The organism is Acidimicrobiales bacterium, assembly GCA_036273495.1.
GTDB lineage: Bacteria > Actinomycetota > Acidimicrobiia > Acidimicrobiales > JAJPHE01 > DASSEU01.
In genome coordinates, this window is the sequence record DASUHN010000151.1 from 1 (window position 1) to 22,451 (window position 22,451).

The following is a 22,451-nucleotide window of genomic DNA, read 5'->3' on the forward strand; positions in this document are numbered from 1 at the left end:
CAACGTCGCCTTCCACCACAGCGCCAACGACGCCGTCCTCGTGTACTCCAAGCACACCGACGACCGCTCCGACGTGGTGCTGACGGTGGTGAACCTCGATCCGCTGGGGACCCAGGAGACCACGTTGTGGATCGACCTGGGGTACCTCGGCCTGCCGTGGGACCAGCCGTTCGAGGCCTTCGACGAGCTGACCGGGCGGTCCTTCACCTGGCAGGGTCCCGAGCCCTACGTGCGGCTCGATCCGGCGGACACCCCCGCCCACATCCTGCACCTGCGCAGGTTCTCCCCCTGACCGCACGTCCCCCCACCGAACGCCCGTCCCGCCGGTCCCGGCCCGCCCCGGCCCGAACCGGGCAGAGGCGTCAGGGCCAGCGGGCCCGGCCCGGCCCGTCGCGCCTGGCCGGCTCCGCTCCCGGGGAGCCGCAGTGGTACCGCACGGCGGTGTTCTACGAGGTGCTGGTGCGGGGCTTCTACGACGCCAACGACGACGGCACCGGTGATCTCAAGGGCCTGACGGGCAAGCTCGACTACCTCTCGTGGCTGGGCATCGACTGCCTGTGGCTGCTGCCGTTCTACCAGTCCCCCCTGCGCGACGGGGGCTACGACATCAGCGACTTCTTCACCATCCTCCCCGAGTACGGGGACCTCGGTGACTTCGTCGAGCTGATCGAGAACGCCCACCGCCGGGGGATCCGGGTCATCGCCGACATGATCATGAACCACACGAGCGACCAGCACCCGTGGTTCCAGGAGTCCCGCCAGGACGCCACCAACCCCAAGGCCGACTGGTATGTGTGGAGCGACGACGACCAGCGCTGGCCCGACGCCCGGGTCATCTTCGTCGACACCGAGCGCTCGAACTGGTCCTACGACCCGGTGCGCCGGCAGTACTACTGGCACCGGTTCTTCGCCCACCAGCCCGACCTCAACTACGACAACCCCGAGGTGGCCCAGGCCATGCTCGACGTGGTCCGGTTCTGGCTCGACATAGGGCTGGACGGGTTCCGCCTCGACGCCGTGCCCTACCTCTTCGAGCGCGACGGCACCAGCGGGGAGAACCTGCCGGAGACCCACGACTACCTGAAGCGGGTGCGCAAGGAGATCGACGCCACCCACCCCAACTCCGTGATCCTGGCCGAGGCCAACCAGTGGCCCGCCGACGTGGTCGACTACTTCGGGGAGGGGGACGAGTGCCACATGTGCTTCCACTTCCCCCTGATGCCGCGCATGTTCATGGCCGTCCGCCGCGAGCAACGCTTCCCGGTCACCGAGATCCTGGCCCAGACGCCCGACATCCCCGAGGGCTGCCAGTGGGGCATCTTCCTGCGCAACCACGACGAGCTCACCCTCGAGATGGTGACCGACGAGGAGCGGGACTACATGTACGCGGAGTACGCCAAGGACCCGCGCATGCGCCGGAACATCGGGATCGGCCGGCGGCTGGCGACGCTCGTGGACAACGACCGGAGGGTGGCGGAGCTCCTGCACGCCCTCCTCTTCTCGCTGCCGGGCAGCCCGATCCTCTACTACGGGGACGAGATGATGATGGGGGACAACATCTACCTCGGCGACCGCGACGCCGTGCGCACGCCGATGCAGTGGTCCCCGGACCGCAACGCCGGGTTCTCGCGGGCGGACTTTGCCCAGCTGTACCTGCCACCGCTGATGGACCCGGTGTTCGGGTTCGGGTCGGTGAACGTCGAGGCCCAGATGCGCAACCCCAGCTCGTTCCTCCACTGGATGAAGCGCATGCTCGAGGTGCGCCGCCAGCACGTGATGTTCGGGACGGGCCGCTTCGAGGTGCTGCCCGTCGAGAACCCGTCTGTGCTGGCGTTCGTGCGCACCGAGCAGGGCCAGGACGAGCGCGAGAACGTCGTGCTCTGCGTCAACAACCTGTCCCGCTTCGCCCAGCCGTGCGAGCTGGCGCTGGGCCGTTGGGAGGGGCGCACCCCGCTGGAGATGCTGGGGAGGGTGCCGTTCCCGCGCATCGGGTCCCTGCCGTACTTCGTCACCCTCGGCCCCTATTCGTTCCACTGGTTCGAGCTGCTGGAGGAGGACCGATCATGAAGCTCACCGACGCCGTGGCCACCCTCATCGGGCCCTGGCTCGACCGGCAGCGCTGGATGGCGCACGGGGAGGACGGGGCGGCGACGGTCGAGGTCGAGCACTCCGAGGTCCTGGTGGCGCCCGACGGGGACGCCCCCGGGGTGCTGTGGTTCCTCGTCGGGGCCGGACCGGGGCCGGTGTACCAGGCGCTGGTGGCGGTGCGCCCCGACGCCATCGACCTCGGCGAGCGCGACGTGCTCGGCTTCGTCGACGCCGACGACGGCAAGCACTTCGCCTACGACGCCCTCGTCGACCCCGAGGCGGCCCGCAAGGTCGCCGCCGTCGTAGGGGTGCCCGGCGTCGAGGAGATGATGGTCCGCCCCGTGGGGGCCGAGCAGTCCAACAGCTCGGTCGTCATCGGCGAGAAGGTGATCATGAAGGTGTACCGACGGGTGCAACCCGGGCCCAACCCCGACGTCGAGGTGGGCACCGCCCTGGACCGGGTGGGCTTCAACCACCTGCCCTCGCCGATCGCCGTGTGGAGCCGGGGGGACTACGACCTGGCGGTGGCCCAGGAGTACCTGGCGGGCGGCACCGAGGGCTGGGCCCTGGCCCTGGCGTCGCTGCGCGACCTCTACGGCGGCGCCGAGCCCGACCCCGCCGAGGCGGGGGGCAATATGGCGTCGGAGGCGCGCCGCATCGGGGACATGACCGCCCGGCTGCACGTGGCCCTCTCCGAGGCCTTCGGGCTCCATCCGGGGGCGGCCGACGAGTGGGCCCGGTCCACCGAGGAGCGGGCCGCCTCCCTGCGCCTCGGGCCCGAGGTCGGGCGCAAGGTGGCGGCCCTGGCGGCCCGGGTGCGCCGGCTGGCCGAGACCGGGGCCCTCGGCCCCTCCATCCGGGTCCACGGGGACTACCACCTGGGCCAGGTCATGCGGACCGACAGCGGCTGGTACGTCCTCGACTTCGAGGGGGAGCCGGCCCGGCCCCTGGCCGAGCGGCGCCTGCCCTGGCCCCCGGCCAAGGACGTCTCGGGGATGCTGCGGTCGTTCCACTACGCCTCGGCCGTGGCCCTGGCCGACCGGGACCGCGGGGACCAGGACGCCCTGGCCGGCCGGGCCCGGGCCTGGGAGCTGCACGCCAGGGAGGCCTTCCTGGAGGGCTACAACCGCGTGGAGGGGATCGGGAGCCTCCTCCCCGGGGGGGACCCGGAGGGGGAGGCCACCCGGGAGCTGACGACGTTCTTCGAGGTCGACAAGGCCCTCTACGAGGTCGCCTACGAGCGGGCCCACCGGCCCGACTGGGAGCAGATCCCCCGGGATGCAATCGACCGGCTGCTCGCGGGGTAAGGGGTAGACCGTGTCGAAATCCACAAGCACGCTGTCGGGACTGGCCGCCGAGATCCAGAGGCTCGTGGCGGGTGAGCACGCCGACCCCCACCACCTGCTGGGAGCCCACGGGCCCGAGGTGAGGGCGTGGCGCCCCGAGGCCGTGGCCATGCGGGTGGTGACCGAGGAGGGCAAGCGCATCGACATGCGCCAGGCCCACCCCGCCGGCTTCTTCGTGGCCGAGCTGCCCGACCTGGCCGACAACCTCGCCTACCGTCTCGAGGCCGACTACCCCGACGGGGCCTCGATCAGCATCGAGGACCCGTACCGGTTCTGGCCCACGGTAGGTGAGCTCGACCTCTACCTGTTCGGGGAGGGCCGCCACCACCGTCTCTGGGAGGTCCTCGGGGCCCGCACCCTGGTGCACCAGGGCGTGCACGGCACCTCGTTCGCGGTGTGGGCCCCCAACGCGCGCGCCGTGCGCGTCGTCGGTGACTTCAACCTCTGGGACGGGCGCGTCCACCCGATGCGCAGCATGGGCGCTTCCGGCATCTGGGAGCTGTTCCTCCCCGACGTCGAGCCCGGCTGCCGCTACAAGTTCGAGCTGCTGACCCAGGAGCGCCAGCTCCGGCTCAAGGCCGATCCCTACGCCCGCCAGGCCGAGCTCCCGCCGGGCACGGCCAGCATCGTGGCCGCACCCGACCACCACCAGTGGAGGGACGGGGCGTGGATGGGCCAGCGCTCCGAGCCCCACCCGCACGTGAAGCCGATGTCGGTGTACGAGCTGCACGCCGGCTCGTGGCGGCGCAACTCCGAGGAGGGGGGGCGGACACTCTCCTACGACGAGCTGGCCGAGCAGCTGCCCGACTACCTGGCGGAGATGGGCTTCACCCACGTCGAGTTCATGCCGCTGGCCGAGCACCCCTTCGGGGGGTCGTGGGGCTACCAGGTGTCCTCGTACTTCGCCCCCACGTCGCGCTACGGCAACCCGGAGGCGCTGCGCCGGCTGGTCGACGCCCTGCACCGGCGGGGCATCGGGGTGATCGTGGACTGGGTGCCGGCGCACTTCCCGCGCGACGACTGGGCCCTGGCCCGCTTCGACGGCACCGCCCTGTACGAGCACGACGACCCGCGCAAGGGTGCCCACCCCGACTGGGGCACGCTCGTGTTCAACTTCGGGCGCAACGAGGTGCGGAACTTCCTCATCAGCAACGCCCTGTACTGGCTGGAGTCGTTCCACGTCGACGGCCTGCGAGTCGACGCGGTGGCGTCGATGCTCTACCTCGACTACTCCCGCAAGGAAGGGGAGTGGATCCCCAACCAGTACGGCGGCCGGGAGAACCTCGAGGCCATCTCGTTCCTCCGCGAGCTCAACGAGGTGGTGTCCTCGGAGCAGCCGGGGGCCGTGACCCTGGCCGAGGAGTCGACGGCATGGCCGGGCGTCTCCCAGCCCACCTCGGACGGGGGCCTGGGCTTCACCTTCAAGTGGAACATGGGCTGGATGCACGACACCCTCGAGTACTTCGAGCACGAGCCCATCCACCGCCGGTACCACCACGACCGCCTGACCTTCGGCCTGTTGTACGCCTTCAGCGAGAACTTCGTGCTGCCCCTGTCCCACGACGAGGTCGTGCACGGCAAGGGCTCGCTGCTCGGCAAGATGCCGGGGGACGAGTGGCAGCGCTTCGCCAACCTCCGCGCCCTGTACGCCTGGATGTGGGCCCACCCCGGCAAGCAGCTGGTGTTCATGGGCGCCGAGCTGGCCGAGCCGTGGGAGTGGCGCCACGACCAGAGCCTGGACTGGCACCTCCTCGAGTACCCGTTCCACCGCGGCGTGCAGGAGCTGGTGCGCAGCCTCAACCGGGCCTACAACGCCCAGCCGGCGCTGTGGGAGCGGGACTTCTCGGCGGAGGGTTTCCGCTGGATCGACGCCAGCGACACGGAGTCCAACGTGGCGTCCTTCGCCCGCTTCGGCGCCGGCGGCCAGGGCCCGGCCGTGGTGTGCGTCGCCAATCTCAGCCCGGTCGTGCGCCCCGGCTACCGGGTGGGGCTGCCGGCCGGCGGAACGTGGCGGGAGGTCGTCAACTCCGACGCCACCGAGTTCGGCGGCAGCGGGGTGGGCAACGGCGGCGAGGTGTGGGCCGGGGACCACCCGTTCCACGGGCTGCCCTACTCGGCCGAGCTGACCCTGCCGCCGTTGGGCGTGCTGTGGCTGGCGCAGGAGTGAGCCGGGCCTAGACCCCGACGGGGGCGCCGCGGAGGTCGGCGGCGGCCACCTCGGGCGCCACCACGTTGATCGGCACGCCCGTGCCCTGCTCGAACGCCGCCGCCGTGGTCAGCCTGGGCAGGAGGTGGGCGTGCCAGTGGTAGGTGCCGGTGGCCCGGTAGGGCGCGGAGTGGAACACCAGGTTGAACGCCACGTCCCCGAGACGCCCCTCGAGCCGCCGCAGCGCCAGCCCGATGGCCCGCCCGAAGGAGAACAGGGCGGACTCGGGGGCGTGGTGGAGATGGGCGTCGTGGTAGCGGGGCAGCACGAGCATCTCGTACGGCAGCCCGCTCCAGAAGGGGCAGACCACGATCACGTCCTCGTCGGCGTGGACCATGCGGTGGCCGGCGTCCTCCTCGGCGTCGATCGTCGTGCAGAGCAGGCAGCTCCCCGAGAACCGGGCGAAGCCGGCCTGCTCGTCCACCAGCTCCCTCGGCACGAACGGCATGCCGAGCAGCTGGCCGTGGGGGTGCTCGATGGAGGCGCCCGCCTCCCGGCCCGAGTTCACGATGGCCTGGGTGTAGCGGAGGGACCGGGCCCGGGAGTGGGCGTCGATGCGGTCCCGGATGGCGGCCATCACCAGGGCGGTCTGGCGGTCGTCGAGGTCGGCCCAGCCGGCGCCGTGCTCGGGGGAGAACACCAGGACCTCGTGGATGCCGCTGGCCGGGGCCTGGGTGAAGGCGGGACCGAGATGGGTGACGACCATCGGGTCGTCCCCGATGAAGGCGGGATACAGGTTCGGGACCACCCGGACCTGCCAGTCCCCGGAGGGCCCGTAGGTCTCCAGGGCCGGCGGGGTCGACTCCTCGTGGCCCCGGCAGAACGGGCAGGGCCGGGCCGGACCCGACTCCACCGGGAGCGACCGCGACAGGAACGCCTCCCGACGGGCGGCCCGATCCGAGCTGACCACCACCCAGCGGCCGGTCAGCGGGTCGAGTCGTAGCTGGCTCAACTGGTGCCCACTGTCGTACTCATCTTTCCTGGATACCACCACACGTTACCGCTCAGCGTGTTCGTATCGTCGGCAAACCGGTGACGCCGCCGCTCCCGAACCGTCCCCGCCCGACCGCGGCGGCGCCCTCTTAGGCTGGACGGACCATGCCGGCCTACCTGGACCACGCCGCCACGACCCCGCTTCGCCCCGAGGCGGCGGAGGCGATGGCCCCGTTCCTCACCGGCCGGTTCGGCAATCCCTCGGGGAGCCACGCCGTGGCGCGGGCCGCCCGCGCCGCCATCGAGGAGGCGCGGGAGACGGTGGCCGTGGCCCTCGGTGCCGCCCCCGGAGAGGTGGTGTTCACCGGGTCGGGGACCGAAGCCGACAACCTGGCCGTGCTCGGCGCGGCCGGGGCCGCCCGGGGCACGGGAGCGCCGGGCCGGGCGGTCTGCACCTCGGTCGAGCACGACGCCGTGCTGGAGTCGGTGAGGGCCCTCGGGGGCACGATCGTCGGAGTCGGCCCCGACGGGGTCGTCGACCTCGGGGCCCTCGAGGCGGCGCTCGGCCCGGACGTGGCGGTCGTCTCGGTGATGCTCGCCAACAACGAGGTCGGCGTCATCCAGCCCCTGGCCGCCGTCGTCGACCTCGTCCGCCGGAAGGCGCCGGGCGCCCTCGTGCACACCGACGCCGTGCAGGCGTTCCCGTGGCTGGACGTGGCCGCACTGGCTGTGGGCGCCGACCTGGTGGCGGTGAGCGCCCCCAAGTTCGGGGGCCCCCAGGGGGCCGGGGTCCTGGTCGTCCGGAACGGGGTCAGGCTCTCCGCCGTCCTGCACGGTGGGGGCCAGGAGCAGGGGCGGCGCAGTGGGACCCACAACGTGGCCGGCATCGTCGGACTGGCCGCCGCCGCCCACGCCACCGCCTCCCAGCGGGAGGCCACCGTGGCCCGGGTCGGGGCGCGGCGCGACCGGCTGGCCGACGGGCTGGTGAAGGCGGTGCCGGGCGCGGTCGAGACCGGCTCCCGCGACAACAAGGTGGCGGGCAGCTGCCACCTCCGGCTTCCCGGGGTGGAGAGCGAGGCCCTGCTGTTCCTCCTGGACGAGGCCGGGATCTGCGCGTCGGCGGGCTCGGCCTGCGCGTCGGGCGCCCTCGAGCCCAGCCACGTCCTGTTGGCCATGGGGCTCCCGGAGGTGGAGGCCGGCTCGGCCCTGCGCCTGTCGCTGGGGTGGAGCAGCACCGACGCCGATGTCGACGCCGCCCTCGAGGCGGTGCCCGCCGCCGTGGCCCGCCTGCGCTCGTCGGTGCCGGCGTGACCGCGGGTCGGCGCCGGGCCCGGCCGTGAGGGTCCTCGTGGCCATGTCGGGCGGGGTCGACTCGTCGGTGGCGGCGGCGCTGCTGCGCGACGCCGGCCACACCGTCGTGGGCGCCACCATGAAGCTGTGGGGCGGACCGTCCGACTCGGGGTGCTGCTCGGTGGCCGACGTCGAGGACGCCCGGCGGGTGGGCCAGCAGCTCGGGATCGACCACCACGTGTTCAACTTCACCGCCGACTTCGAGCGCCACGTCGTCGGGCCCTACGTCGCCGACCACCTCGATGGTCGCACGCCGAACCCGTGCGTCGAGTGCAACCGCCACCTCAAGTTCGACCGCTTCCTCGTCCGGGCCCGGCAGCTGGGCTTCGACGCGGTGGCCACCGGCCATCACGCCCGCATCCGCGGCGGGCGGCTCCTGCGGGGCCGGGACGGGGCCAAGGACCAGTCCTACGTGCTGGCCGTGCTCCGGCGCGAGCAGCTGGCGCAGGTGCTGCTGCCCGTCGGTGAGCTGACCAAGGCCGAGGTGCGCGAGCACGCCGCCGCCCTGGGCCTGCGGACGGCGGCCAAGCCCGACAGCCTCGACGTGTGCTTCATCACCGCCGTGGCGGGACGGGAGGCGTTCCTCGCCGGCCGGGGCGAGCTGCACCCCGGGACCCTCGTCGACGCCGGCACCGGCCGGGAGGTCGGCACCGTCGACGCCGTGGAGCTGGTCACGGTGGGCCAGCGCCGGGGCCTGGCGTCGGGGCGGGACACCGAGCGCCGCTACGCCGTGGACGTGGACGTCGCCCAGCGGCGGGTCGTGGTGGGCCGCCTCGAGGACCTGATGACGACCGCCGTGCCGGTCCGGGGGACCACCTCCACCTCCGACCGGCCCGTCCCCGAGGACACGCCCCTGCTGGTGCAGACGTCGGCCCACGGCAGGCCGATGCCGGCGCGTCTGTGCGGGAACGTGGTCGACCTGGAGCAGCCGGCCCGCCGGGTCGCGCCCGGCCAGACGGTCGCCTTCTACGACGGGGACCGCGTCCTCGGGGCGGCGGCGGCGGCGTGACCACGCCCGGCGGGGGAGCGGGGGCCGGCGCCGGCGTGGCCCGGCGCGCCGAGGAGCTGCGCGGCCAGATCGAGCACCACAACCTCCTGTACCACCAGCTCGACGCGCCCGAGATAAGCGACGCCGAGTACGACGCCCTGGTGCGCGAGCTCCGCGAGATCGAGGCCGCCCACCCCGAGCTGGTCGACGGGGCGTCACCGACCCAGACAGTGGGCGCTGCGCCCTCCCCGCTGTTCTCGCCCGTGCAGCACCGGGTGCCGATGATGTCGCTCGACAACGCCTTCTCGATGGAGGAGCTGGAGGCGTGGGTCAAGCGCATGGACCGCATCGTCCCGGGAGAGGTCGCCTACGTCTGCGAGCTCAAGATCGACGGCGTGGCCATGTCGCTGCTGTACGAGAAGGGCCGGCTGGCGCGCGCCGCCACCCGCGGCGACGGCCGGGTGGGTGAGGACGTCACCGCCAACATCCGCACCATCAAGGCCATCCCCCACCGCCTGGAGATGCCCGACCCGCCGGCGGAGATCGAGGTGCGGGGCGAGGTGTACATGCCGGTCCCCGCCTTCGACGAGCTGAACAAGCGCCAGGCGGAGGCGGGGCTGCGGCTGTTCGCCAACCCCCGCAACTCGGCGGCGGGCTCACTGCGGCAGAAGGACGCGTCGATCACCGCCTCGCGCGACCTGTCTTTCTGGGCCTACGAGCTCGTCGTCACCCGGGGGACGCGTCATTTCACGTCCCACATGCAGACCCTGTCGTGGCTGGGGGAGGCGGGCCTTCCGGTCAACCCCGAGATCAAGCTGCTCCACGGCCTCGACGAGGTCTTCGCCTTCTGCCGGAGCCGCCAGGAGCACCGCCACGATCTCACCTACGAGATCGACGGGGTGGTCATCAAGATCGACGACCTGGCCCGCCGCCAGGAGCTGGGATCCACCTCGCACGCCCCCCGCTGGGCGGTGGCGTACAAGTTCCCCCCGGAGGAGCGGACCACGACGCTCAAGGGGATCATGGTGTCGATCGGCAAGTCGGGGAAGGCCACGCCGTTCGCCCAACTCGAGCCGGTGTTCGTGGGGGGCTCCACCGTCGGCCTGGCCACCCTGCACAACGAGGACCAGGTGCGGGTCAAGGACGTCCGCCCCGGGGACACGGTGATCGTGCGCAAGGCCGGGGACGTCATCCCCGAGGTCGTCGGCCCTGTTCTCTCGCTCCGGCCCCGGGGGCTGCGCCAGTGGAAGTTCCCGACGTCGTGTCCCGTGTGCGGCGGTCCGCTGGTCCGCCTCGAGGGGGAGGCCGACACCTTCTGCACCAACCTCGACTGTCCCGGCCAGCGGGTGCAGCGGATCATCCATTTCGCCTCGCGCGGGGCCATGGACATAGAGGGCCTCGGGGAGCAGCGCGTGTACCAGCTCGTCGACGCCGGTCTGATCGCCGACGCCGGCGACGTGTACTCCCTCACCGAGGAGCGGCTGCTCGGCCTGGAGGGCTTTGCCGCCCTCTCCGTGTCCAACCTCCTGGGCGCCATCGAGGCGTCCAAGCAGCGCCCGCTGGCCAACCTCCTGATGGGCCTGTCGATCCGCCACCTCGGGGGGACCGGCTCGGCGGTGCTGGCCCGGGCCCTGGGCCACCTCGACCGGATCATGGCCGCGACCCCCGAGGAGCTGGCGGCGGTCGAGGGGATCGGGCCGGTCATCGCCCGGTCGGTGCACGAGTTCTTCGCCTCCGACCGCAACCGCACCGTCATCGAGAAGATCAGGGCCGCCGGGGTGAACCTGGCTTCGGGCGGGGGTCCCGCCGAGGACGTGGCGCCGGTCCTGGCCGGACGCAGCGTGGTGGTGACCGGGACCCTCGAGGGCTTCACCCGGGAGGAGGCCGAGGCGGCCATCCTGGCCCGGGGAGGGAAGTCCCCCGGCAGCGTGTCCAAGTCGACCTACGCCGTGGTCGTGGGGGCGGAGCCGGGGGCGGCCAAGCTCACCAAGGCCGAGGACCTGGGCACGCCGGTCCTGGACGAGGACGGCTTCCGGGCCCTCCTCGAATCGGGGGACCTGCCCCGGTAGCCTTATAACCGGTGCCGATGCAGCGTGTGGCTGACCTGCTCGGTCGGGCGCTGGGTGGCCGCTACCACCTCCTCCTCCCCCTGGGCGCGGGGGCATCGGCGGCGGTCTACCTGGCGGAAGACCGTGTCCTCGGTCGACGCGTCGCGGTCAAGGTGCTGCACCCGGCGCTGGCTGCCGACGAGTCCTTCCTGCGCCGGTTCCAGTCCGAGGCCCGGGCGGCGGCGGGCCTGCGCCACCCCCACATCGTCCAGGTCTTCGACTGGGGGGAGGACGACGGCGTCGCCTACGTGGTGCTCGAGCACCTGGCCGGGGGCAGCCTGCGCCAGATCCTCGACCGGGCCGGCGCCCTGCGCCCGGCCCAGGCCGCCGAGCTCGGCCGGGAGGCGGCGTCGGGGCTGGCCCACGCCCACGCCCGGGGCCTGGTCCACCGGGACATCAAGCCGGCCAACCTCCTCTTCGACGAGGAGGGGCGCCTGGCCATCGCCGACTTCGGGCTGGCCCGGGCCATGGCCGACGCCACCTGGACCGAGCCCGAAGGGGTGATCCTCGGCACCGCCCGCTACGCCTCCCCGGAGCAGGCCGTGGGCCACGGGACCGCCGCTCCGACCGACGTCTACTCCCTGGCCCTGGTGCTGGCCGAAGCGGTGTCCGGCTCCGTCCCGTTCTCCGCCGACACCACCGTCGCCACCCTGATGGCCCGGCAGGGCCGGCGCATCGAGCCCGGACCCGAGCTCGGGCCCCTCGGCCCCGCCCTGGCCGCCGCCAGCGCCGCTGATCCCGCCGAGCGCCTCTCCGCCGCCGCCTTCGCCTCGGCCCTCGAGGGGGTCCTGCGCACGACCGGGCCCGCCGGCCCGGTGCCCCTGGCCCCCGCCCTGGTCGACACGACCGAGATCGGCGCCCCGGGCGGGGCGGGACCGGGGCCGGCCGCCGAGCCGGACGGGGCGAACGCCCCCACCCGCATCGGGGTCTTCGACCAGGAGGAGCCGACCCGGACGGTCACCACCGCGATGGCCCCGGTCCCCCCGCCCTACGCCCCTGCCGGCCAGGCGGCCCCGGCCCCCCGCCGGAGGCGGCGGGGTCTCTGGGTCGGGCTCGCCGCCCTGGTGGCGCTGGCCGCGGGCGTCGGGGGGTACCTGGCCATCGGGGTGTTCAAGCTCTCCACGCCCAGCCACCCGGTCCCCGACACCCGGGGCCGGACGGTGACGGCGGCGGAGGCCCTGCTGGCCCCCGACAAGTTCCACGCCCGGGTCGGCCCGGGCCGCTACGACGACCAGCTGCCCCCCGGCCAGATCGTGGCCGAGAGCCCCGGGCCGGGCGCCTCGGTCAAGGAGGGCTCGACCGTCATCCTGTTCCCGTCCCGGGGCCCGGCGCCGCGCGGGGTGCCCGACCTCACCGGGCTGGCGCAGGCCGACGCCATCGCCAAGCTGGAGGCGGCCGGCTTCGCCCACCAGGTCGTGACCAAGAACGACGAGACGGTGGCTTCGGGCCAGGTCATGGACTGGTCCCCCAGGCAGGACCTGCAGGCCAAGGGCACGGTCGTGACCCTCACGGTCTCGAGCGGTCCGGCCCCCCGGACCGTCCCCTCGATGGCGGGCCAGACCTACGACCAGGCGGCGGCCGAGCTGTCCCAGCTGGGGCTGGTCCCGAAGAAGGCCCAGGTCTACGACAACACCGGGACCTATCCCGCCGGCCAGGTCGTCTCGACCGACCCGCCGGCGGGGGCGCCGGCGGCCAAGGGCGCCACGGTGACCGTCAACGTGTCCAAGGGCCCCCACATGGTCAGGGTCCCGGACGTCACCGGGGAGAACGTGGACCAGGCGACGTCGGACCTGGCCCAGGCCGGCCTGGTCGTGGCCAACGTCTACGGCCCCCCCAACCGGAGGGTGTTCGTGACCGACCCCCCGCCGGGCAGTCAGGTGACGGCGGGCTCGTCGGTCGACCTGTACACCCACTAGTAGCGTCCGCGCCCATGGGAGCGCTTGACGGACGGGTGGCCATCATCACGGGCGCCGGCCGGGGGATCGGTCGGGAGCACGCCCTGCTGTTCGCCGCCGAAGGGGCCAAGGTCGTGGTCAACGACCTGGGGGGCGCCCCTGACGGGACCGGGGTGGACCGCTCGGCGGCGGAGCAGGTGGTCGACGAGATCCGCGCCGCCGGCGGGGAGGCGGTGGCCAACGCCGACAACGTGGCCGACTGGGAGGGCGGCCAGCGCCTGATCAACGCCGCCGTCGAGGCGTTCGGGGACCTCCACGTCCTGGTGAACAACGCCGGCATCCTCCGGGACCGGGTGCTCGTGAACATGACCGAGGAGGAGTGGGACTCGGTCATCCACGTCCACCTGAAGGGCCACTTCGTCCCGTCCCGCTGGGCCGCCGCCTACTGGCGGGAGCGGACCAAGGCCGGCCAGGAGGTCAAGGCGTCGATCATCAACACCTCCTCGACGTCGGGCCTGCTCGGGAACCCGGGCCAGGCCAACTACGGGGCGGCCAAGGCAGGCCTGGGCGCCTTCACCGTGATCACCGCCCAGGAGCTCGCCCGCTACGGGGTCCGGGTCAACGCCATCGCCCCCGCCGCCCGGACCCGGCTGACCGAGTCCACCCCCGGCCTCGGGGACATGGTCAAGGCCCCCGACGACCCCGGGATGTTCGACATCTGGGACCCGGCCAACGTGTCCCCGCTCGTGGCCTACCTCGCCACCGAGTCATGCCCGGCCACGGGCAAGGTCTTCTTCGTGCAGGGCGGCCGGGTGCAGCTCATGCACAACTGGTCGATGGGGGAGTCGATCGAGAAGGACGACCGCTGGACGCTGGCCGAGCTCGAGGCCTCGATGAAGAGCCTGGTCGGGGAGGACCAGACACATCCTGGCTAATCCGGGGGATGGGGAATTAGCCCTCCCAAAGGGGGGTATCCACGACGTAGTATCGGATGTCGCAGGGTCCAAGGGGGTGGCGTTGCTGAGGCAGTGTTCCCCAGCCGCTGCCGGTGCCGCCGCCCCCTTGGGCCCTGCGCCGCGTCCGCGCCCGGTCCCGTAGGGGGAACCAGCAGGCGCCGGGTAGCGTCGCCGGGACCGATGAGCTCGCCCCGGGACCAGCGCGACACCTTCACCATCGGAGCCGCGGGCGGGGACGAGGTGGTCGTCCCGTGGCCCCTTTTCCGCCGCCTCTACCACCGGGCCCGGGAGGTGGTGCCCACGCCCGGCGAGACGCCGATCGGGGGCCGCCACCACCGCTGGGTGGTCCTGTGGACGGTGCTGGCGGGACTGTTCTCGGTCAACGTGACGTTCACGATCTTTGCCGTGGCGCTGACCAACGTGGCCCACGGCCTGCACACGTCGCTGGCCGACGTGACGTGGGTGATCACCGCCCCGCTGCTCACCTTCGGGGTGGCGGCGCCGGTGCTGGGCAAGATCGGCGACACCCACGGCCACCGCCGGCTGTACCTGGCGGGGACCGCTCTGGCGGTGGTCTGCGCCCTTCTCACCGCCGCCGCGCCCAACGTCGGGTCGCTGATCGCCGCCCGGGCCCTGTCCGGCATCGACGGGGCGGCGGCGGGGGCGGCCTCGATGGCCCTGATCTTCCGGGTCTTCGAGGAGGAGGACCGGACCAAGGCCATGGGCTGGTGGTCGCTGGTCGGCGCCGGCGGCCCGGTCATCGGGGTGGTGGTCGGGGGCTTTTTGATCTCCACCTTCGGGTGGCGGGCCCTGTTCCTGCTGCAGGCCCCGCTCACCACCGCCGCCCTGGTCGTGGCCTACCTGGTCCTGCCCGAGACCGAGCGGGCCCCGTCCGAGGCCTTCGACCGGGCCGGGGCAGTGACGATCACGGTGTCGGTCACCGCCCTGCTGGTGGGGCTCAACCGCGGGCCGGTCACGGGCTGGTCTTCCCCGCTGGTGGTCGGCGCCCTCGTCGTGTGCCCGGTGGCGGCGGGGCTGTTCATCCGCGCCGAGCGGCGGGCCCGGGCGCCGCTGCTGCCGCTGGAGCTGTTGCGCCGGCGCAACTTCTCGTTCCCGATCGCCAACCAGGTCTTCACCAACTTCGCCTACATGGGCGGGTTCATCCTGGCCCCGATCCTCCTCGAGCGGGTCTACGGCCTCTCGACCGCCGGGGCGGGGCTGATGGTGATAGCCCGGCCGCTCACCTTCTCCGTCGTGGCGCCGGTGGCCGGGTACCTGGCGGGACGGGTGGGCCAGCGCTTCTCGGCGGTGGCGGGCTCGGCGGCGCTGGCGGCGTCGATGGCGGTCTTTGCCGTCCTGACCCGGCAGTCGGGGACCGCCTGGGTGGTCCTGGCCCTGGCCCTGTCCGGGGTCGGGATGGGGGTGGCGTCCCCGTCGGTGGCGGCGGCGGTGGCCAACTCGGTCGACGAGGACAGCCTGGGCGTGGCCAGCGCGTCCCAGCAGCTCATGGCCCAGGTGGGGGTCGTGGCCGGCATCCAGGTGATGCAGACGATCCAGGCGTCCCGCCAGTCGGCGGCGGGCCTGGTGGGGTCGTTCCACGACGCCTACCTCGTCGGCATCGTGATGTGCGTGGCGGCGGTGGCGTGCGGATTCGGGATGCTCAGCCGGCGGATGTCGGCCAGCGCCGAGCTGGCCCTCGGATGAGCTGACGGTGGCGGCCGGACTGGCAAGCTGACGCCATGCCGACCCTGAGCACGGACCCCCCGGCCGGCCCGGTCCCGGCCCCCACCGGGCCCCGGCGGACCAAGATCGTGGCGACCATCGGGCCGGCGTCCGACTCCGGTGACGTCCAGGCCGCCATGTGCGCCGCCGGCATGGACATGGCGCGGGTGACCCTGGCCCACGGCGCCACCTCGGAGGCGGTCGACCGGGTGCGCGGCCTGCGCGTGGCCGTGCCCGAGGTCTCGGTCCTGGTCGACCTGCCCGGCCCGAAGATCCGCGCCGCCCCCTTCCCGGTGGGCGGGTCGGTGCTCGAGACCGGAGCCGGGGTCACCTTGGTGCCCGGAGGAGCGGCCGGCCTCGCCTCCTCCGCGGAGGTGATCCCCGTCTCCTATCCCGCCCTCCTCGACGGGCTCGAGCCCGGGGACCGGGTGGCGCTGGGAGACGGCGGGGTGGCCCTCACCGTGGTCGGGCACGCCCCCGGCGAGGTGGCGGCCACGGTCGTCTCGGGCGGGCTGGTCCAGGGCCGGCCCGGGGTCACCGCTCCGGCGGGCCGGCTCAGCCTGGAGACGCCGACCCCCGAGGACCTGGAACGGGTGGAGGTGATGGTCGGAGAGGACGTGGACGCCATCGCCGTCTCCTTCGTCCGCAGCGCCGAGGACGTCAGGGCGGTGCGGATCGCGGCCGAGCGGGCGGCGGCGCGCCGGGGCGGACCGGTCCCGATGCTCGTGGCCAAGATCGAGACCCCCGAGGCGGTAACGGACCTCGACGCCATCGTCGAGGTGGCCGACGCGGTGATGGTGGCCCGCGGCGACCTGGGCGTGCGCATGGCCCTGGAGGACATCCCCCACACCCAGAAGCGGATCATCCGCTCGGCGGTGCGCTACGGCCGCCCGGTGATCACCGCCACCCAGATGCTCGAGTCGATGGTGACGGCCTCGTCGCCGACCCGCGCCGAGGTCACCGACGTGGCCAACGCCGTCCTGGACGGCACGTCGGCGGTGATGCTGTCCGGCGAGACGGCCGTCGGCGTCGATCCCCCCGCCGTGGTCGACACGATGGCCCGCATCGCCCGCCGGGCCGAGCAGGACTTCGACTACCTGGGCTGGGGCACCAATCTCGGGGCCCAGGTGGTGGCCGGAGACCCGTCGTCGACGCCGCGGATCACCGCCGCCATCACCGCCGCCGCCTGGCGGGCCGCCGTCGAGGAGGACGCGGTCGCGATCATCGCCTGCACCCGCACGGGCGCCACGGCTCGCGCCATCTCCCGCTTCCGCCCACCGATGCCGATCGTCGGCGCCACCCCGTCCCCGCGGACGGCCCGGCAGCTGGCGCTCAGCTGGGGCGTGGTGCCGCTGCTCGTCGGGGAGGCCTCGCGCACCGACGAGATCGTGTGGTTCGCGGTCCAGGGGGCGGTGGGGGCCGGCTTGGCCGCGCCCGGAGACGTGGTGGTGGTCCTGGCCGGCTCGCCCACCGAGGACGAGCCCACCACCGACACGCTGCGTCTGGTCCGCGTGCATTGACGGACGACGAGTACGCCTGGCTGGAGGACGTCGACGGGGACCGGGTCCTGGCCTGGGTGAGGGAGCACAACCACCGCACCGAGTCCGAGCTGTTCTCCGATCCCCGCTTCGAGGACCTGCGGGGCCGGATCCTGGCCCTGCTGGAAGCCGACGACCGCATCCCGCTGCCGTCCGTGCACCGGACCTCGGTGCTCAACTTCTGGACCGACAGCACCCGCCGCCGCGGTGTGCTGCGCCGCACGACGTGGGACGACTACCGCTCGGGCCGGGCGGCCTGGGACGTGCTGCTGGACGTCGACGCCCTCGGCCACGACGAGGGCGAGTCCTGGGTGTACCAGGGGGGTTCGGTCCGGCGCCCGGACCGGCGCCGGCTGCTGGTCGAGCTGTCCCCGGGCGGGTCGGACGCATCGGTGACGAGGGAGTTCGACCTGGAGGAGCGACGCTTCGTCCCCGAGGCGGAGGGCGGCTTCGTCCGCCCGCTCTCCAAGGGCTGGCTGGCCTGGCTCGACGACGACACCGTCTACGCCGGTCACGACTTCGGACCCGGGAGCCTCACCACCTCGGGGTACCCCCGCACGATCCGGCGCTGGCGGCGGGGAACGGCGCTGGCCGACGCCCCGGTGGTCTTCGAGGGGGACGAGGCCGACGTAGCCGTCAGCGTCTCCGTCGCCACCCTGCCGGGGCACCGCCACCAGCTGTTCCAGCGGGCGCTCGACTTCTACCGGACCCGGACGTGGATCCGCCGCGGGGACGCCTTGGTCCTCCTCGACGTGCCCGAGGACGCGTCGGTGGAGGTTCGGGAGCGCTGGCTGCTGCTGAGGCTGCGCACCCCGTGGTCGGCCGGCGGCAGGGCGTACGCGGCCGGAGCCCTGCTGGCCGCCGGCCTCGACGACTATCTCGAGGGGGGCCGCGACCTCGACGTCGTGTTCGAGCCCACCGCCACCACCGCCCTGTCGGACTGGGGGTGGACCAGGAGCCGGCTCCTGCTCACCGTGCAGGAGGACGTGCGTGACCGCATCGAGCTGGCCGATCCCGACTCGGGCTGGGATCGGCCGGCCGCGACCGGAGTCACCGGGACGTGGTCCCAGACCGCCTGGCCCCTGGACGCCGACCTGTCCGACGACTTCTTCGTGATGGGCCAGGACTTCCTGAACCCGAACGCGCTATACCTGGCTCCCGCCGGCGGGCAGGCGAGCCGGTTGCGGGCGGTACCGGACCGCTTTGCCACCACCGGCCTGGCCATGACCCAGCGCTTCGCCACCAGCGCCGACGGCACGCGGGTTCCCTATTTCCTCGTGGGCCCGGCGGCGGCCGTCGAGGGCGGGACGCCGGGACCGACGGTGCTGACGGGCTACGGCGGATTCGAGGTGTCCCTGGCGGCCACCTACTCACCCGTGGCGGGACGGTCGTGGCTGGCCGCCGGCGGCCGCTACGCCGTGGCGAACATCAGGGGCGGCGGGGAGTACGGGCCCGGCTGGCACGAGGCGGCGCTGCGGGCGGAGCGCCACCGCGCCTACGAGGACTTCGAGGCGGTGGCGCGCGACCTCGTCGCCACGGCGGTCACGACTCCCGGCGAGCTGGGCATCATCGGCGGCAGCAACGGCGGGCTGTTGGTGGGCAACATGTACATGCGCGCGCCCGAGCTGTTCGGCGCCGTCGTGTGCCAGGCGCCCCTCCTCGACATGGGCCGCTACAGCCACCTCCTGGCGGGGGCGTCGTGGATGGCGGAGTACGGGGACCCCGATGACCCCGACGACTGGGCGTTCATCCGCACCTTCTCCCCGTACCACCTGGCCGAGCCGGGCCGGCCCTACCCGCCGATCCTGTTCACCACGTCGACCCGCGACGACCGGGTGCATCCCGGTCACGCCCGGAAGATGGCGGCGCGCCTGGCCGCCATGGGCTACGACGTCACCTACTGGGAGAACACCGAGGGGGGCCACGCCGGGGCGGCCGACGCCCCCCAGCAGGCGGTGATGTCGGCGCTGGCCTACACGTTCCTGGGCCGGCGCCTCGGTCTGGCCTGAATGCTTCAGTCCCGGAGGGTGATCGTCACCCGGACGGGGCTGCCGGCCCCGAGGGCCAGGACGGTGGTGATGCGGCCGTCCGGCCCGACGCGCACCGTCCGGGTCGTGGTGCCGGACGGACCGCTGACGGTGACGGTCGCGGGGGAGCCGGGTCGGTAGACCCCGGGCGTGGTGACGGTGGCCGTTCCGCTGCCGGCGAACGAGTATCCCGCCGCGCTTCCCCCGGTCAGGGCGCTGAACGCCTGGGCGGCGCTCCTGGTCACCGAGACCGTGTAGCCCCACTGCGACCACTGCTTGTCGATCGACGAGTACGAGGCGACGACGGGACGGACGGGGTGGGCAAAGTCCCCCATCAGCTTAGGGACGTAGGCCCTGAGGTCGCGTGCCCAGTAGGCGAAGGTGTGGGTGCCGTACACGTAGTTGTCGTAGAAGGCGGGGATCCCGTCGGCCTGCAGGTGATCGTAGAAGTGCTGGGTCGACTGGTACACCGCCCCCTCGATCAGCGAGCCGTAGGGGTCGGGACCCGAGTCGAAGGGCCCGGGCAGGCCCATGCCCGTCCAGAGGTAGAGGCGCATGCCCCGGAGGTTGGTGTCGAGGGTGGCGGGGTCGTGGCCCTCCCAGTTGACGAGGTCGAGCGCCGGGTTGCCGAGCTCCGAGAACGGGGGCACCCGGTCATCTCCGACCTCGATGGCCTCGATGACGGCCACGGCGCCGGCAAACACCTCGGGGTCGCGCTCGATCTCCGGCGCCCCGGAGAACGAGGCCATCGACACGAACAGATCGGGGTGCCGGGCGGCGATCTCGGCCGAGCCGTACCCGCCCTGCGACAGCCCGGCCACGGCTCGGCCGTCACGGGTGGCGACGGTGCGCAGGTTGTGGTCGACCCACGGGATCAGCGACGCGACGAGGAAATCCTCGTACTGCGACGGACCGTGGCTGGTGTTCCGGTCGACCCAGTTGGTGAACCAGAAGCCGCCGTCCCCGTTGAAGCCGGCGTCGGGCATGACCGTGATGAGCCCGTACGGGGCCGTGGTCTGCTCGGCCCCACCCTGGGTGACCCAGTCCGACGCCTGCCCCGAGGTGCCGTGGAACAGGTACAGGACCGGATAGCGACGACCCGGATCGGTCCCGTAGCCGGCGGGCAGCAGCAGGCGGACGTTCACCGGGCGGCCCAGGTCGGGCGAGAGGACCCGCACGTTGTAGTCGCGAGCGTCGAGCCGGGCAGCCCCGAGGACGTGCAGGCCGGCGGCGTCGGCAAAGCTCACCGGCGGGGCGGATGCGGCGGCGCGCCCGACCGGCACCAGGGCCACCAGCGCGGCCGCACCGGCGAGGACGGCCCGCAGACGCGGACCGCGGATCGACTTCGAGAGCGCCCCCAGCACCGGGGCCAAGACTACGCCGGGCGGCGTTGCCGCCGCCCGCCTACTGTGTCAGCGGTGATCGTCGACCATCTGGATGTCGCTGCTGACGAGTTCGAGCGGACCACCGGCTGGCAGATCAAGCCCGAGGGGGCGTGCAAGGGCGAGGTATGCGTCCCCCTCGGCGGCGGAGGCTTCGACCTGCCGACCGCGGCGGAACGCCTCGGCATGGCCGTGGTCCCGGAACCCGGGGCCGGGCTGTGGTCGGTGGGGCCCGAGAGCGTGGGGGGCCGGGCCCTGGCGACGGCGGGCGCCTCGGACTTCTCGCTCCCCGACCTGGACGGCAACGAGTTCCGGATCGAATCGCTGCGCGGCCAGAAGGTGCTGGTCATCGCCTGGGCGCCCTACTGAGGCTGCCGCTGGGACCTGCCCGGGTGGCAGGCACTGCGTGAGGAGCTGCACCCCCAGGGGTTCGAGGTCGTGGACGTGTGCCTCGAGATGGCGGGGCCCGAGGTGGCCCGGCCCTTCGTCGAGGCGGCGGGGTCCACCCATCCTTCGCTAATCGACCGGGCCCACTACATGGACGCCCGCTTCGGCGTGACCAACATCCCCCAGGTCATGTGGATCGACGAGAGCAGCACGATCGTCCGCCCGCCGGAGCCGGCCAGCCCCCTGCCCGTGGGGGAGGCGGCGGTGCAGATGGCCGAGCTGGTGGGGCGCAGCGAGGAGCGGGAGCGCTACGTGGCGATGGTCGCGGACTGGGTCGCCAACGGCGCGGCCAGCCGCTACGCCCTCTCCCCCGAGGAGGTCGTGGACCGGTCCCGGGAGCGCTCACCGGCGGTCTCGGAGGCGGCGGCCCACTTCGAGCTGGCCCAGCACCTGTGGAGCACGGAGGGCTTCTCGGAGCGGGCCCTGAGCCACTTCAACGCCGCCCACGAGCTGCAGCCGGACAACATCACCTACAAGCGCCAGGCGTACTCCGCCCTCGCCATGTTCCGGTCGGGGGGCCAGGACCCCGACGGCTGGACCCGCTTCCGGCAGGTCCCGGGGGAGGGGGAGGACTGGCCCTTCGTCTCGGACTTCAACCGGGACATGGTGCGCTTCCAGCCCGAGTTGGCCGCCCGGCTCAAGCTGCCCGGCGCCGAGGGGGCGTAGCCGGCCCGGGCCATCGAGGCGATCGACCTCCCGGCCGAGGTCGCTGGGCCGGTCAGGCTGACGAGGCGATCCAGAGGAACCCGCCGAGCAGGCAGCCCACTCCGATCACCGACGCCACCATCCCGACCGGGCTGGTGGGCAGCGACGCCCGTTTCCCGCCGGCCGGGCCCCGCCGCCGGGAGGGCGCCGCCTGCTCGAGCAGCCCCGGCCTCCACACGAACAGGACGATGGTCGCGACCAGGCCGAGGCCGGCCAGGCCGCCGGCCTGGACGGCACGCTGCACGGCGGCGTCGTGGCACTCCTCGTACCGGAAGGCGTCGCGGGGATGGAGCTGCACATCCGGGGCGGACGCGAGCAGGGTGCCGAATCCGGTGCCGGCCAGCCCGGGCCGGCACGACGCCACCGGGGGACCGGAGACCGGCGGGTACGCCCCCGGGATGGACAGAGGGATGAGCATCAGCACCACCCCGCCGACCACGCACACCGTCACGAGCACGACCGCAGCACCGATCCGCCGCACGTGTCGAAAGGCTAACGGGCGCCGAAATACGGACCCCGCCGTCGGTAAACAGATCCTGGGACCGACGGGGCGCCGGCCGCAGGGAATCGACCTTCCCGACCCTAAGCTCGGCCCATGTTGCGTCCTGCAAGCTGGACCAACCCAGCGGGTGAGAGTCCCGCCCGGGTAATCGCCGGAGAGCCCGGTAGCAGGCCCCGGTCAGGCGTCGAGAGGCGTCGGGCTGAGCGGGGCGTCGAAAGCCTCTTTGGAGGGAGCAAGCGTGCGGGCCGTAGGACCACC

At 73.2% G+C, this 22,451-nt stretch carries 17 protein-coding genes; 14 read left to right on the forward strand and 3 right to left on the reverse strand.

Annotation, left to right across the window (positions count from 1 at the left end; genetic code table 11):
• From VFW24_06405 to glgB, 4 genes are all read left to right on the forward strand, one after another.
• Window positions 1-292 (forward strand): alpha-1,4-glucan--maltose-1-phosphate maltosyltransferase (locus VFW24_06405; protein ID HEX5266386.1); only part of this gene is annotated, 292 nt, incomplete at its 5' end.
• A gap of 104 nt (window positions 293-396) precedes the next feature.
• Window positions 397-2,067: a maltose alpha-D-glucosyltransferase gene (gene treS, locus VFW24_06410; protein HEX5266387.1), complete on the forward strand. Its 1,671-nt coding sequence runs from the start codon at window positions 397-399 to the stop codon at window positions 2,065-2,067.
• Window positions 2,064-3,395: a phosphotransferase gene (locus VFW24_06415; GenBank protein HEX5266388.1), complete on the forward strand. Its 1,332-nt coding sequence runs from the start codon at window positions 2,064-2,066 to the stop codon at window positions 3,393-3,395. The genes treS and VFW24_06415 overlap by 4 nt, the downstream gene beginning before the upstream one ends.
• A 10-nt stretch (window positions 3,396-3,405) precedes the next feature.
• Complete coding sequence (gene glgB, locus VFW24_06420) at window positions 3,406-5,601, forward strand: 1,4-alpha-glucan branching protein GlgB (GenBank protein ID HEX5266389.1); 2,196 nt, start codon at window positions 3,406-3,408, stop codon at window positions 5,599-5,601.
• Window positions 5,602-5,608: 7 nt separating this feature from the next.
• Here glgB and VFW24_06425 read toward each other — a convergent pair whose 3' ends face one another.
• Window positions 5,609-6,592, reverse strand: coding sequence for a galactose-1-phosphate uridylyltransferase (locus VFW24_06425; protein ID HEX5266390.1), 984 nt, complete (start codon window positions 6,590-6,592; stop codon window positions 5,609-5,611).
• A 146-nt stretch (window positions 6,593-6,738) separates the two neighbouring features.
• Here VFW24_06425 and VFW24_06430 point away from each other — a divergent pair, with 146 nt between their 5' ends.
• The 8 genes from VFW24_06430 (at window position 6,739) to VFW24_06465 (ending at window position 19,139) form a co-directional block, all read left to right on the forward strand.
• Window positions 6,739-7,884, forward strand: a complete 1,146-nt coding sequence (locus VFW24_06430) for a cysteine desulfurase family protein (GenBank protein HEX5266391.1) — start codon at window positions 6,739-6,741, stop codon at window positions 7,882-7,884.
• A 25-nt stretch (window positions 7,885-7,909) separates the two neighbouring features.
• Complete coding sequence (gene mnmA / locus VFW24_06435) at window positions 7,910-8,932, forward strand: tRNA 2-thiouridine(34) synthase MnmA (protein ID HEX5266392.1); 1,023 nt, start codon at window positions 7,910-7,912, stop codon at window positions 8,930-8,932.
• Window positions 8,929-10,980 (forward strand): NAD-dependent DNA ligase LigA, encoded by a 2,052-nt coding sequence (ligA, locus tag VFW24_06440; GenBank protein HEX5266393.1) that lies wholly within the window; start codon window positions 8,929-8,931, stop codon window positions 10,978-10,980. The genes mnmA and ligA overlap by 4 nt, the downstream gene beginning before the upstream one ends.
• A 17-nt stretch (window positions 10,981-10,997) precedes the next feature.
• Entirely contained in the window at window positions 10,998-12,935 is a 1,938-nt protein-coding gene (locus tag VFW24_06445) for a PASTA domain-containing protein (GenBank protein HEX5266394.1), read from the forward strand.
• A 14-nt stretch (window positions 12,936-12,949) separates the two neighbouring features.
• Window positions 12,950-13,849: an SDR family oxidoreductase gene (locus VFW24_06450; protein ID HEX5266395.1), complete on the forward strand. Its 900-nt coding sequence runs from the start codon at window positions 12,950-12,952 to the stop codon at window positions 13,847-13,849.
• A 201-nt stretch (window positions 13,850-14,050) separates the two neighbouring features.
• Window positions 14,051-15,574 (forward strand): MFS transporter, encoded by a 1,524-nt coding sequence (locus VFW24_06455; protein HEX5266396.1) that lies wholly within the window; start codon window positions 14,051-14,053, stop codon window positions 15,572-15,574.
• A 35-nt stretch (window positions 15,575-15,609) separates the two neighbouring features.
• A complete protein-coding gene (gene pyk / locus VFW24_06460; protein HEX5266397.1) occupies window positions 15,610-17,112 on the forward strand; it encodes a pyruvate kinase in 1,503 nt (500 codons plus the stop codon).
• Window positions 17,109-19,139: a prolyl oligopeptidase family serine peptidase gene (locus VFW24_06465; protein HEX5266398.1), complete on the forward strand. Its 2,031-nt coding sequence runs from the start codon at window positions 17,109-17,111 to the stop codon at window positions 19,137-19,139. The genes pyk and VFW24_06465 overlap by 4 nt, the downstream gene beginning before the upstream one ends.
• Before the next feature lie 5 nt (window positions 19,140-19,144).
• Here VFW24_06465 and VFW24_06470 read toward each other — a convergent pair whose 3' ends face one another.
• The gene (locus VFW24_06470) at window positions 19,145-20,521 is read right to left on the reverse strand and encodes an alpha/beta hydrolase family protein (GenBank protein ID HEX5266399.1); all 1,377 of its coding nucleotides are present in this window, start codon (window positions 20,519-20,521) and stop codon (window positions 19,145-19,147) included.
• A gap of 54 nt (window positions 20,522-20,575) precedes the next feature.
• On the opposite strand from VFW24_06470, the gene VFW24_06475 reads away from it, so the two are divergent.
• Together VFW24_06475 and VFW24_06480 are read left to right on the forward strand one after the other, a co-directional pair.
• Window positions 20,576-20,908: a hypothetical protein gene (locus VFW24_06475; GenBank protein ID HEX5266400.1), complete on the forward strand. Its 333-nt coding sequence runs from the start codon at window positions 20,576-20,578 to the stop codon at window positions 20,906-20,908.
• A 69-nt stretch (window positions 20,909-20,977) separates the two neighbouring features.
• A complete protein-coding gene (locus VFW24_06480) occupies window positions 20,978-21,652 on the forward strand; it encodes a hypothetical protein (protein ID HEX5266401.1) in 675 nt (224 codons plus the stop codon).
• Window positions 21,653-21,704: 52 nt separating this feature from the next.
• Here VFW24_06480 and VFW24_06485 read toward each other — a convergent pair whose 3' ends face one another.
• Window positions 21,705-22,172 carry a hypothetical protein gene (locus tag VFW24_06485; GenBank protein HEX5266402.1) on the reverse strand — a complete coding sequence of 156 codons (468 nt, stop codon included), beginning with the start codon at window positions 22,170-22,172 and terminating at the stop codon, window positions 21,705-21,707.
• Window positions 22,173-22,451 lie beyond the last annotated feature (279 nt).